Source organism: Bradyrhizobium sp. SZCCHNS3016 (assembly GCF_032484535.1).
In the GTDB taxonomy this organism is placed as follows: Bacteria; Pseudomonadota; Alphaproteobacteria; order Rhizobiales; family Xanthobacteraceae; genus Bradyrhizobium.
Genome location: NZ_JAUETE010000019.1, coordinates 1 through 12,976, shown reverse-complemented (window position 1 = coordinate 12,976; position 12,976 = coordinate 1). Strand labels below are relative to the sequence as shown.

The window sequence follows — 12,976 nt, the reverse complement described above, 5'->3', positions numbered from 1 at the left end:
TCAGGATTCGGCAGAAACCTGCGCGTTCTCCTGCATGAATTTCCGCAGCGAGAGCGGCCGCATGTCGGTCCACACCTGCTCGATGTGATCGAGACATTCCTTCTTGCTGCCGGTCACGCCGACGGCGGTCCACCCGTTCGGAATGTCCTTGAACGTCGGCCAGATCGAATATTGCTCTTCGTGATTCACGACGACGGTGAAGGTGACGTCATCTCTGTCGAAGATCATCATGCCCGGCTACTCCTACTAACAAACGACGTTGATGAACTACGAGTAATGCAGTTGATAATGACAGTCAAAAGGATACCGCCGATCGAAGTTTTTAATCTCTCCAAGGTGACACGCCGGTGACGATTCAACATCAGGATGCATCGGCTCATACCAATGATACCAGCGGCCTTGTTGTCGGCACCGCATAGTTCGATACCGCAGCAATATCATCTCGCGCGCGGCTGTCGCTTCGCGGGCCCGCATGCGCGTCGCAAACCGTCCGATTGCCGTCGCCTTCACATCGAGGTCGACGCTCTCTCGAACTAACCGGGCCGCCGCACATGTTCCGTGCGGCGGCCCCGTCGCCGTCATTTGGCCGACGCTTCAGAAGTTGAAGGTCGTGGAGACAAGGTAGGTGCGCGGCGCTCCCAACGTGATCACTCCGCTATAGGCAGATGCCCAATAAGCCTTGTTGAACACGTTCTCGACGCTGGCACGGACGACGATCGGCTTGCCGTTCCAGGGCGACGTGAACTTGTAGCGCGCGCCGAGGTCCACCCGCGTCCAATCAGGTATGGAGAGTGTATTGGTGGCGTTGACGTACTGCGCTCCCGTGTAGACGACGCGACCCGTTAGCGTCAGATCACGCACGATCGGCGTGTCCCACTCGGCACCGAGGTTTACGGTCAGCTCAGGGACACCGATGGCGCGCTTGCCGTCATTCACGCCGTTTGTCGTCTTTTCCTGGACGCCGTGAATGTAAGCCAAACCTCCCAGCAGCCGGAACTCCGGCGTGACTTCGCCGAAGACATTGAATTCCGCACCGCGGTTGCGCTGACGCCCATCGAGTTGTTGGGTCGCCGTCGCGCCACTTCCAACCGTGACAACACTGCGCTGGGTGATATCGAACAGGCTGGCGGTGGTCGTGATCCGGCCGAAATCGATCTTGATTCCGGTTTCCGCCTGCGTCGTCGGACTGAGCGGAAAAACGGTACCCGCGTTGGCGAACGTGCCCGAGACCACGGCCGGTGTCTGCAACCCCTCGATATAGTTGGCATAGAGCGAGACGCGCTCGGCGGGCTTGACGATGACCGCATAGGACGGCGTCCAGATCGACTCGTCCTTGAACGGGCGGCTGTTTCCAGCCGTGAGATAATCCGTGACCTCGGTCCCCGCGGTCTGGCGCCGTGCGCCCACGACGAACTGCAGGCGATCGTTGAACATCGACATGGTGTCCGAGACGCCGACGCTCCACAGGTTGACGCCCGTCATCTGGCTGAGGCGCAGGTAATTGTAGTTCGGCGCCGCCGAGTTGACCGGTTCCGTGTAGAGATTCCAGCTCGTCGGGATTGCACCGGCCAAGGCCACGGTCGATGCGGTGGGATTCGTCACCGGCCACAGCACACGCTGGTTATAGGTCCGGTCGACGATCGAATAGCCCAGATTGAGCGAATGGTTGACCGGCCCGGTGTCGACGTTGAGTCGAACGCCGGCCTCTCCGGCAAATGTTTCGAACGTCTCCTTGCCCTGCCCCGGAACAGCCGACAGCGCACCCGCGTTGGTATTGATCGTGGGCGACGGATAGGAATAGTTGATGTTGCTGTCGTGGTATCCGAACGAGCCATAGGCCGTGATCCGGTCGCTCAGATCGACTTCGCCCTTGACCGTCGTGAAGAAGTCGGTCGGGGCGTAATAGGCCCAAGGCACCTGGAAGTTCAGCCCTGCCTTCGGCGGATCCGGAATCTTGGTGATCGCGCCGACGCCGAAGAAGCGCAATGGCGGCTTCAGCGTATCCGCCTGGTAACCGAGGTCGACCGCAAGGCGGGCGTTCTCGCCGCGATAGTCGAGGCCGAGCGCCACGTTGCCGAGCTCGTCGGTCTGACGGTTCCAAGGGGTATTGCCGTTCGCGTAGGAGCTATTGAGCCTGACGCCCCATTCCTTGTGCTCGCCATAGCGCCGACTGACGTCGATCTGCTCGCCGAACTGGGACTTCGACACGAATGTTCCGGTGAGTTGCGTGATGTCGACGTCGGGCGCGTGCTTGGTGATCAGGTTCACGCTGCCACCGACGGCGCCACCGCTCGCAGCGCCGGTGCCGCCGACGGTCATGCCGTTGAGCAGCGCGCTCGGCCCCTTCAGGAGCTCCACGCGCTCGATGAAGTTGGCGCCCGTCGAATAATACGGCGCGATGCCGGCGAGGCCGTTCAGCGCGTAGTCGCCGCTGTCGTAGAAGAAGCCGCGGATGAACAGGCCGTCGGCACCGCCGCCCGCAGCCTGCGTCGTGCGCACCGAGGGATCATTGATCAGCACGTCGCGGATCGTGCGCGCCTGCTGGTTCTGGATCAGTTGCGATGTGAAGCTCGTCTGATTGAACGGCGTGTTCATCACCCCGCGGTTGCCCAGCAGCCCAAGGCCGCCGCCGCTCGCGACCTGGCCGCCGGCATAGGGCGACGGCGGCGCGCCGATCGTACCCGTCGACGGCGTCACGTAGGCCACCGGCGCGGTCGGCGGCAGGTTGCGCGGAGCGACGCGGCGCTGCTGAGCGGTTCGCGTCGAGGTCGCCTGGGGCCTCGAAGCGGTCTGCCGGAATTTCGGCTTCGGCGCGTCGACGGTCACATCGGGGAGCTTGGTCTGCGCGAAGGCCGGTTGAACGCCTCCGACATTCAGCGTGAGCGCCAATGAGCTCACAAGTCCCAACGACATCATCAACCCAACGTCTTTATCCCAAACGCGACAAACCATCCTGACACCCCGATCATTCCAAGTTCCAACTCGGCTCGTCGGTGGTCCTAACACACAGGTATTTGAGGATGGCGTTGTGCGACGTAGAACTCGTCTAACGAGCGACAGCTTCGCCGAATCGATCAGCTCAACAGGTTGTCGCTACTACGAGATTCTTTTCCCTTCGCTTCTTTGAAGCCTTCAAAAGAAGCGCATGTCGCGGGGAAGAACGATGCGATCGTTTCGGCTGATACAGCTCACGACACCGATCGTCTCGAGCTGATCGAAAAATTTCGATCAATCGTACGATGATAACTAATCACATTGCCACTTTTGAATCAATCTTTGCTTTCAAATGCGCCACATCTCCGCCGCGCCGCGCGCTGATCGAAGAAATCACCGGGACCATTGTATCTGTTTGTTTCCGGGGCGGAGCGACGCCGCCCGCGTCGGTCCTCGCTGCGCGAGACCGATCACGCGCCGCCGACGCAGCGCGCTGCCATCGCAATGACGCGTCGCGCGAGAGAGAGAAGAGATGCGTGGGATCGTTGGCCGACCGAGCGCATCAGGGCCATCGCGCCTGGCGCATCGTCCAGCAGCGCGGATCGAGGTCAATGATGCGGGGTATCTTCCGCCGACCGACGGCGGACGTCGGCGCTCAGAGCGGCAGATCCTGCGTCCCGGCCCGAGCGCCTTGCGCTCCGGCCTTCGCGCCGCGGCTTAGTTTCGTGCCGTACGCGAGCGACAGCAGAATCGGAATCGACAGCCCGAGCCAGCACAGGCCGTCCCAGAGCCCGTCGCCGAACAGTCCGAAGGCGAGCCCGGCTGCGGCGACCAGGCCGATCAGCAGCGGCGCACGAAACACCTGCCAGGTCGAGAGTTGCGCGACGCGGGCAGATGGCGTCGCCGATGCGGCCGAGGAGCTCATGGCGACACCACCGCAGGCGCTGCCGATGTAACAACGCCGGACACCTTCCCGCGGAAGCCCCAGCGCTTGGCGGCCCACAGATAGAGTCCGCTGCACAGCACGATGATCGTGATGACATCGAGAACGGCCCAGATGATCTTCAGCGGCAACCCGCCGTAGTCACCGAAGTGCAGCGGCCGCGACACCTGCAGCGCGGTGAGATACCAGGCGAGCTCGGGCGCGACCATCTTGCTGCTGTCCTGGGCGTCGACCAGGACCGGCTTGAACATGCGCGCGGTGAATGGCGTGCGGCCCTTGGTCCAGATCATCAGATGCTGCGGGCTGCCGAACCGCGTCGTCGTCGGCAGGGTGATGGACGTCACCAGCCGGTCCGGAAACGCGGTGCGGACGGCGCCAACGGCGGCCTCGATCGATTTTGCTTCCGCCAGCGGCTTGCCCTGATAGGGCGCGAGCAGCGCCGGCATGGTCTTTGCGCGCCAGAGATCGAACAGCGGCACCGCCAGCGTGTTGATGGTGCCGGTCAGACCGACCGCGAGCGCCCAGCTCACCGTGACGATGCCGAGCAGATTGTGCAGGTCGAGCCATTTCAGCCGGGCCGAGCGATCCCGCACGGTGCCGAACTGCAGGCGCCGCATGAACGGCCAGTAGACGACGACGCCCGAGACGATGGAGGCCGCGAACACCAGTCCCATCAGTCCGAGAAAGAGCTCGCCCGGCAGGCCGGTGAACATGTCGCGGTGGATGCGCAGGATCACGTCCATGACGTCCTGATGCGGCGCCTCCTCGCCGAGAACGACGCCGGTGCGCGCATCCACGGTGAGGCGATGAAACTGCCCGGGCACCGGAATGGCGGTCGGCGACATCGCGACCACGATCAGCGGCTCCGCCTGCTTCAGGCTCACGAACAGCGCATGCTGCTCCGGCAATTGCTGCTTGGCCGCCGCGATCAGGCGGTCGAGCGGCAGCAGCGGCGTGTCGGCCGGCATCGCCGGCGCGGCGATCTCGTCCTCGAAGAGATGATCGATCTCGTCATGGAAGATCAGCGGAAGCCCGGTCAGGCACAGCATCAGCAGAAAGATCATGCTGATCAGCGACGTCCACGTATGGACCTGAACCCACAGCCGCATGCGCTCGAACCCACCCTTCTTCATCGACGTTGCACGTGATGATCCGAACGTCAGGCAAGAGAAGGGCCGCAGCAAACTGAATCGATCTAAAGCCGTTGGAATTTCTTTAAAGTGGCGCGCCTGTCTGCCGCAACCAGCGGAGCTGCAACGTGAATTTCGATCACGCCTCGCACCATCGACACATATCGAATCGCTGCCGCGCATGGCCGCGCGGAACGCAACCGGCTCTGGCTGCATCCGACGATGAGCCAGGGCCGGGCCGCAAACGCCGTCTCAGAATGGATAATGCCGCTCGCCGGTCTGCACCGTGATCCAGCGCAGCTCGGTGAACTCGTCGATCGCGGCCTTGCCGCCGAAGCGGCCATAGCCGGAGGCCTTGACGCCGCCGAACGGCATCTGCGGCTCGTCATGCACCGTCGGCGCGTTGACGTGGCAGATGCCGGACTCGATGCGCTTGGCGACGCCGATCGCGCGGGCGATGTCGCGGCCGAACACCGCCGACGACAGACCATATTCGGTGTCGTTGGCGACGCGCACGGCCTCGTCGACGCCGCCGACGCGCACGATCGTCACCACCGGGCCAAAGCTCTCCTCGCCATAGATGCGCATCGCCGGCGTGACGTGATCGACGATGGTCGCGGGCATGATCGTGCCGGTGCCGCGGCCGCCGGCGGCCAACACGGCGCCCTTGGCCACCGCGTCCTCGATCAGGCCGCCGACACGGTCGCAGGCGGCGGCGCTGACCAGCGAGCCCAGCACCACATTGCCCTTGCGCGGATCGCCGTAAGGCAGGCTGTTGGCCTTGGCGGCGAACTTTGCGACGAATTCATCCGCCACCTTGTCGTCGACCACGATGCGCTCGGTCGACATGCAGATCTGGCCCTGGTTCATGAAGGCGCCGAACGCAGCGGCGTTCACCGCGGCGTCGAGATCGGCATCGTCGAGAATGACCAGCGGCGCCTTGCCGCCGAGCTCGAGCAGCGCGCGCTTCAGATGCCTGGCACAGGCGATGGCGATGAGACGGCCGACGCGGGTCGAGCCGGTGAAGTTGACGCGGCGGATCGCGGGATGGGCGATCAGCGCCTCGACCACCGCCTGCGCATCCTCGGGCGCATTAGTGACGACGTTGACGACGCCGTCGCCAAGACCGCCTTCGGCCAGACACGCGCCGATCAGCCGGTGCACGCCCGGGCTCATCTCCGAGGCCTTCAGCACCACGGTGTTGCCGCAGGCGAGCGGCATCGCCACCGAGCGGACGCCGAGGATGACCGGCGCATTCCACGGCGCGATGCCGAGCACGACCCCGACCGGCTGGCGATACGCCAGCGCGATGTTGTCGGGCACGTCGGTCGGGATCACCTCGCCCGCGATCTGCGTCGTCATCGCCGCGGCCTCGCGCAGCATGCCCTCGGCGAGATGCACGTTGAAGCCGGCCCAGCCCGCCGTGGCGCCGGTCTCGGCCATCATCAGCGTAATGAACTCCGGGGCGTTGCGCGCCAGCGCATCCGCAGCCGCATTGAGCCGCTTGCGGCGCTCGCCCGGGCCGAGCCGGGACCACGCCGGAAATGCCGCCGCGGCGGCATCGGCGGCGCGCAGCGCGTCATCGATCGACGCCGCCGCAACGATGGTTGCGATCTCGCCGCTGATCGGATTGAGCCGCTGGAAGGTACGCTGGTTGGTGGCGGACTGGTCCTTGCCGCCAATCAGGAGATTGATCGCGTTCATGGGGCGCTCCTAGGTCGATGGGGTTGATGCGGTTGCGGAAGCCGGCGCGCGCGACTGGCCCAGATACGCGCGCTGGATGTCGGGATTGTTCTTCATCTCGGACGCCGGCCCCCGGCCGGCGTTGCGCCCCTGCTCGATCAGGTAGACGCGGTCGGCGATGTCGAGGCTGGCGCGCGCGTTCTGCTCGACCATCAGGATGCCGACGCCGTCGCCGCGGATCGTCCTCAGCGCCCGGAACACCTCGCGGCTCAAGAGCGGCGACAGGCCGAGCGACGGCTCGTCGAGCAGCAGCAAATCGGGCCGCGACATCAGCGCGCGGCCGATCGCGACCATCTGCTGCTCGCCACCGCTCATGGTGCGCACCGCCTGCCCCATGCGCTCGGTGAGGCGCGGAAACAGCGCGAGCACGTGCGCCAGCCGCGCGGCCTCGCCGTCGCGGGCGCGCGAAGGATAAGCGCCGAGCTGGAGGTTCTCGGCGACGGTGAGATCGCCGAACACGCCGCGGCCTTCCGGGACCAGCGCGATGCCGCGCTCGACGATCAGATGCGGCGCGAGCGACGCGATATCCGTCCCGCCGAGGCGGATCACGGACCCGGCCGATGGCCGGATCAGTCCCGCGATCGCCTTCAGCAGCGTCGACTTGCCGGCGCCGTTGGCGCCGAGGATGGCGACGATCTCGCCGCGCGCGACCTCGAGCGCGACATCGGTGAGCGCCTGGTGCTTGCCATAGGCGTGCGACAGCCGCTTGATCTCAAGCATCGGGCTCTCCGAGATAGGCTGTGATCACGGCGGGATCGGCGAGCACCTCGCCCGGCGTGCCGCGCGCGATGACGGTGCCGGCGCTCATCACGACGCAGCGGTCGCACAGCGCGCGGATCGCATCCATCACATGCTCGACCATCACGATGGTGATGCCGCGGTCGCGCAGCGAGGCGATCAGCTCGATGCCGGTCTCCAGCTCGGTCGGATTGAGCCCAGCCAGCCATTCGTCGAGCAGCACAAGACGCGGATGCAGCGCCAGCGCGCGGGCCAGCTCCAGCCGCTTCTGGTCGATGTAAGTGAGGTCGCCCGCCGGCATCTCCGCCATGCCATCGAGGCCGACCAGGGCGAGCAGCTCATGGATCGATTCTGCGGCCGCACCGGTCTGGCGCGTGCGGAACAACGCCGCCGCCGCGACATTCTCGGCGACCGTCAGGTCCGGCATCACGCGCACCAACTGGAAGGTGCGGGCAAGCCCGAGCCGCGCGATCCGGTGCGCCGCGAGGCCGCTGATGACGGTGCCGCCGAAGCGGATCGTGCCGGCCGAGGGCACGAGCGCGCCCGAGAGCATGTTGAGCAGCGTCGTCTTGCCCGAGCCGTTGGGACCGATCACGCCGAGGATCTCGCCCGCGCGGACGTCAAGGCTCACACTGTCGACGGCGCGCAGGCCGCCGAAGGATTTGCCGACGGCCTCCGCAACGAGCAGCGGCCGACCGTCCTGCTCGGGCTTCGCGGGCACGACCCGGCGCTCCTGCCGCCAGGTGCTGTCGACGAGGCCGATCACACCGCGCGGCAGCGCCATCACGATGCCGATGAAGATGAGGCCGAGCACGATGCTGAAATGATTGGGCAGCGCCGCGGTCAGCACCTCGAACAGCAGCACCAGCGGGATGACGCCGAGCACCGGGCCGATCAGCGATCCCGCGCCGCCGAGCAGCGCCATGATCACGACCTGGAACGAGATCATCGGGTTGAACGCGATCGCCGGATCGATATAGGTCCAGCGCGGCGCCATGATCGCGCCGGTCACCGACATGAACACCGCGCTGACGATGAAGACGCCGAGCTTCACCGCGGTCGCATCGATGCCGGAATGGCGCGCGGCGGTCTCGTCGGCGCCGATCGCGCGCAGCGCGAGGCCATAGCGCGAGCGCGTCAGCAGAAAGCCCGCGAGGAAGACCAGCGCCGTCAGCGCGCAGAGCTGCCAGTACAGCATCTCCTGGGTGATGTCGCTGAACAGATAGCGGCCGACCGATTTGTGGATGTTGACCTCGTACCAGATCACGAGCTGGCGGATCAGCTCGGCCAGGCCGAACGAGAAGATGATGAAGTAGATGCCGGACAGCCGCAGCGTCGACAGGCCGGTGACGGCCGCGACGACAGCGCCGACACCCGCAGCGGTCATCAGTTGCAGCGGCCAGCTCAGCGTCTCGCCCGTCACCGCCGCCGTATAGGCGCCGATGCCGAAGAACGCAGCCGTCGCCAGCGAGACGTAGCGGGTCGGCCCGGAGAACATCGCCCAGGCGGTTGCCAGCACGGTGAAATAGAGAATGCTGATGCCAAGCGCGAGATAGTAGCCGTTGGCATAGAGCGGCAGCGCGACTGCCGCGGCAACGCCGACGAGCCCGATGCACCAGGCGAGAATCTTGCCGGGGCTGATCACGACGCCGCCTTTCCGAACAGTCCGGTCGGCCGGATCAGCAGCACGGCCAGAAACATCGCAAACGTCGCCGCCAAGGTCAGCCCGGGATCGACCAGCCGCGCCACCGCGGTCTCGACGACGCCGAGCAGCAGCCCTGCGGCCAGCGCGCCCATGACGTTGCCGACGCCGCCCATGATCACCACCACCAGCGCCTTCATCGTGAACACGACGCCCATCGAGGCATTGAAGGTGAGGAACATGCTGACCAGCACGCCGCCGGCCGCGACCAGTCCACCGCCGAACGCAAACGCCAGGCCCGCGAGCCAAGCGACATCGATGCCGACCAGCCGCGCGGCATTGGCATCGACCGCGACGGCACGCACGGCTGTGCCGATCCTTGTTCGCGTCAGCGCGAGATAGACGCCGGTGCCGATCAGCGCGGCGAAACCGAGCGCGACCAGCCGGTTCACCGCGAGCGTCGAGCCGAGCACCGTCACGGGAATGGAGAGATAGCTATAGCTGTAATACTGCCCGCCGAAGGCCACCAGCATGACGCCCTGGATCACGAACAGCACGCCGAAGGTGACGAGGATGCTGTCAACCTCTTGCGCGCCGGCGTCCTTGCTCCGGCGGATCAGACGCTGCAGCAGCAGACGATAGAGCAGCCAATTCAGCAGCGCCGCCACGGGAATCGCGAGCAGCAGCGCCAGCAGCGGGCTCAGTTGCAGGCCGGAATAGAGCGACAGCGTGCCAAAGGCGGCCGCGACCAGCGACTCGCCATAGGACAGGTTCATGATGCGCGCGACGCCATATTGCAGCGTGAGTCCGAGCGCGATCAGGGCATACATACCCCCCAGCACCAGGCCGGGCAGCAGGATGTCGAACATCAGCATGGGGCGCGTGCCTCTTGCGCGAAGCCCGCGGACGCACGCCGGATCACGCGCGCCCGCGAGCTCACGACCTCGTTCCGGCTATTTCCATTCCGGCTTCGGCACGACAGCGGCGCGTGCGCCCGGCAGCGAGGCCGGCGCCAGCGCATAGAACTCGCCGTTCTGCCACTGGCCGACGCCCCACACCTCCTGCAGCAGGCCGTCCTTCAGCTTCACCTTGCCGATGATGGTGTCGAAGGTGCCTTCGCGGATCTCCTTGGCGACCGCGGCACGATCGACCTTGCCGACCTTTTCGATCGCCTGCTGCAGCACCTGCAGGCTCGCATAGGTGATCGGGCTCGCCCAGCGATCCGGCTCCTGCCCGGTCGCCGCCTTGTGGCGGGCGAGATAGTCCTTGAGCGCGGGCGCGTCCGCGTTCCAGCCGCCGATGCCCATGACGCCGTCGCTGCCCGCGCCGAACTTGCCCTTGAACAGCGGAAACGCCGTGCCGACGCCGACATAGAAGATCTTCGGATTGTACTTGAGCAGTTGCGCCTGCTCTGTCAGCCCGATCGTATCCGGCGGATAGCTGAAGGCGACGAAGGCATCGGCGTTGCTCGCGATCGCATCCTTGAGCAGCGGCTGCAGATCCTGCGACCCCATCGGATAGGTCTTGTCGTAGGCGACGGTCAGTCCGGCCTTCTTGAAGGCCTCGCGCCCGGCGGCGGCGAGCTCGATGCCGAACTGGTCGGCGACGCTGACCATCGCGACGGTGCCGCCGATCTTGCCCTCGCTCTTGAGCTTGCCGAGCAGCTCGGCGAGCGCATTGGAGATCTGCGCCGAGGTGCCGAGCCAGAAGGTGGCATTGGCCCAGCGCTTGGCGAGCTCCGGCGCCTTGTCGGTCACCGACGTCACCGCGAGATGCGGATAGCCGAGCCGGTTCAAGGTCGGACCGACCGCGAGGTTGAGACCGGTGCCCCAGGGCGGCAGGATGAAGTCGACCTTGTCTTGGTTGGCGAGGCGCTCGATCGCCTTCACCGCCTCTTCCGACGAGCTGCGGTCGTCATATTCGACGATCTCGACCGGCAGGCGCTTGTCGCCGAGCTTGATGCCGCCGGCCGCGTTCACGTCCTTCACCCAGAGCTGATAGTTGGGCAGCGTGGTGATGCCGGCGCCGCCGGCATAGGGGCCGGTCTTCGAGATCGCATAGCCGATGCGGATCTTGTCCTGCGACTGTGCCTGGGCGGCCGATACGGCAAAGCCGGCTGCGATCGCCGCCGCTCCCGCGATCCGCAACACCTGACGACGGTTGGTCGAAGTCATCTGTCTGTCCTCCTCCCATGTTCACGCGCGCGGACCGCGCGGGTGAATCGGTGACGTTCCTCTGCCCCGACGTCGTCCGCGGTTTTTGTTTGCGGTCGTCGGGACTTGACGAGGGAAACACCGCAGGCTTGGGTGGCGCAATGGACAGTTCCGGCAAAAGAGTGCACTTTTCTGGGGCGGCGACTGCGCGTAATGCCGCGCCTCGGACGCTGCCGCCGACGGCCCGTGGCACCCCGGCAGCGCTCGGAGCCGAAGTCATTCCCTCGCATTTCGAGGCACGGCGCTGGGCCCTGCGCTCGGATGCCGCGCGGCCGTTCGTCCACCTGCTCTGCCTGACCGCCGGAACGGCCTCGGTGCGCTTCGCCGATGGCGAAATCCAGACCTGGGCTGGTGCGGCGCTGGTCTGGGTTCCGGCGGGAGGGGTCGAGCATCTCGACGTCGCGGCCGGTTCCGCCGGCCATCTCCTGCGGCTGCGCTCCGGGCTCTGGCACCGCCACCTGCCCTCCTCGGCCGAGCCCGCCTATCTCGACCTCGCAGGCACGGAGGCCGTCCTGGCCTTCTCCGTCACGACCGAGTTCGCCGCGGTCATCGCGCGCTCGATGGCGGCGATCGCAGCCGAGATCGAAAATCCCTCACGGCGCGGCGCGGCCTCGATCATGTCGTCGGAGCTGACCCTGTGCGTGCTGCGTTTCTGGCGGCTGTTTGCCGACGAGAGCGCCGGCGAGGCGCAAGGCTCCAGCGCCGAGATCCTGAGCCGCTTTCGCCGGCTCGTCGAGGAACGCTTTCATCAGCAGTTGCGGGTCGCCGACTACGCTGCGCTGCTCGGCGTGACGCCGGATCGCCTGCACGCGCTGTGCACCCGCGTGCTGCAGCGGTCACCGAGCGCGCTGATTCAGCAACGCGTCATTCAGGAGGCGGCGACCCGGCTCGAAACCACCACCGCGACGATCAAGCAGATCGCCTTCGCGCTCGGCTTCAAGGACAGCGCCTATTTCAACCGCTTCTTCGTCAGGCACACCGGTCAATCACCGGGCGCCTGGCGCAAGGGTGTTTCGTCGCAGCGGACCAAAGGCCAGTCACGGGCCATCCTCAACTTCGCCGACTGGCCGTGACGGAGCGGCGCAGCCAGGCGCATCGGTCACCCTCTTCGTCATTTCAGGACGACGCGTCAGCGTCGGACCAGCAAATCCCGAGTTCGGACGGGCGGCGCAACCGCTGGATGCTCAACGCGCCGAGAAGCTGATTTGCGCTGCGCGATCAAGCTGATTTGGCCTGTCCAGTCCCCGCGCCAAAAATATTCCGCTTTCGTTTTTACGGAAATCATGGTTCTATTCCCACATCCCGTCTCGAGCTGAGGGGCGTATCGCGGTCGTCACGACATGCGAGGCGGGGAGCGGTGGGCGTGGTGGATTGCAGCGCGGGTTGCTCGCGCCGACGAACAATCCGCCACGCACGGTCAAGTCGCTCGGTCCTGATATCCCGATGCTGATATCAACTCACGTTGAGGCTTTGCTTCGCGTGGGGATGGTGGCCAGAAAGCCCGGTGCACCAGGGAGAAAGCGAAGCAGCCGTTCAACCATCGCGCAGGGAGGGCCGGGTGGATTCAATTGGTCGTCGCAACACTCGATGAGGAGGTTGCGATGGGCATTCGAAAGAAACGGTCAACGCGGGG

The 12,976-nt window shown here is 65.7% G+C and carries 10 protein-coding genes; 1 reads left to right on the top strand and 9 read right to left on the bottom strand.

Annotation, left to right across the window (positions count from 1 at the left end):
* The 9 genes from QW881_RS28500 to QW881_RS28460 all read right to left on the bottom strand — a co-directional run bounded on the left by QW881_RS28500 (nucleotide 1) and on the right by QW881_RS28460 (nucleotide 11,304).
* Nucleotides 1-231: an MbtH family protein gene (locus QW881_RS28500; protein WP_315758268.1), complete on the bottom strand. Its 231-nt coding sequence runs from the start codon at nucleotides 229-231 to the stop codon at nucleotides 1-3.
* Between the two features lie 363 nt (nucleotides 232-594).
* Complete coding sequence (locus QW881_RS28495; protein ID WP_315758269.1) at nucleotides 595-2,952, bottom strand: TonB-dependent siderophore receptor; 2,358 nt, start codon at nucleotides 2,950-2,952, stop codon at nucleotides 595-597.
* A gap of 637 nt (nucleotides 2,953-3,589) precedes the next feature.
* Complete coding sequence (locus QW881_RS28490; RefSeq protein ID WP_315758271.1) at nucleotides 3,590-3,859, bottom strand: hypothetical protein; 270 nt, start codon at nucleotides 3,857-3,859, stop codon at nucleotides 3,590-3,592.
* Nucleotides 3,856-4,986, bottom strand: coding sequence for a PepSY-associated TM helix domain-containing protein (locus QW881_RS28485; RefSeq protein ID WP_315758315.1), 1,131 nt, complete (start codon nucleotides 4,984-4,986; stop codon nucleotides 3,856-3,858). The genes QW881_RS28490 and QW881_RS28485 overlap by 4 nt, the downstream gene beginning before the upstream one ends.
* Before the next feature lie 273 nt (nucleotides 4,987-5,259).
* Nucleotides 5,260-6,711 carry an aldehyde dehydrogenase gene (locus QW881_RS28480; RefSeq protein ID WP_315758273.1) on the bottom strand — a complete coding sequence of 484 codons (1,452 nt, stop codon included), beginning with the start codon at nucleotides 6,709-6,711 and terminating at the stop codon, nucleotides 5,260-5,262.
* A 9-nt stretch (nucleotides 6,712-6,720) separates the two neighbouring features.
* Nucleotides 6,721-7,470: an ABC transporter ATP-binding protein gene (locus QW881_RS28475; protein ID WP_315758274.1), complete on the bottom strand. Its 750-nt coding sequence runs from the start codon at nucleotides 7,468-7,470 to the stop codon at nucleotides 6,721-6,723.
* Nucleotides 7,463-9,133, bottom strand: coding sequence for a branched-chain amino acid ABC transporter ATP-binding protein/permease (locus tag QW881_RS28470; protein ID WP_315758275.1), 1,671 nt, complete (start codon nucleotides 9,131-9,133; stop codon nucleotides 7,463-7,465). Before QW881_RS28470 ends, QW881_RS28475 begins: the two co-directional genes overlap by 8 nt.
* A complete protein-coding gene (locus QW881_RS28465) occupies nucleotides 9,130-10,005 on the bottom strand; it encodes a branched-chain amino acid ABC transporter permease (protein ID WP_315758276.1) in 876 nt (291 codons plus the stop codon). The genes QW881_RS28470 and QW881_RS28465 overlap by 4 nt, the downstream gene beginning before the upstream one ends.
* A 78-nt stretch (nucleotides 10,006-10,083) precedes the next feature.
* Nucleotides 10,084-11,304 (bottom strand): amino acid ABC transporter substrate-binding protein, encoded by a 1,221-nt coding sequence (locus QW881_RS28460; protein ID WP_315758277.1) that lies wholly within the window; start codon nucleotides 11,302-11,304, stop codon nucleotides 10,084-10,086.
* Between the two features lie 161 nt (nucleotides 11,305-11,465).
* Between QW881_RS28460 and QW881_RS28455 the strand changes: the two genes are divergently transcribed.
* Nucleotides 11,466-12,416: a helix-turn-helix domain-containing protein gene (locus tag QW881_RS28455; protein WP_315758278.1), complete on the top strand. Its 951-nt coding sequence runs from the start codon at nucleotides 11,466-11,468 to the stop codon at nucleotides 12,414-12,416.
* The last annotated feature ends 560 nt before the right edge of the window (nucleotides 12,417-12,976 follow it).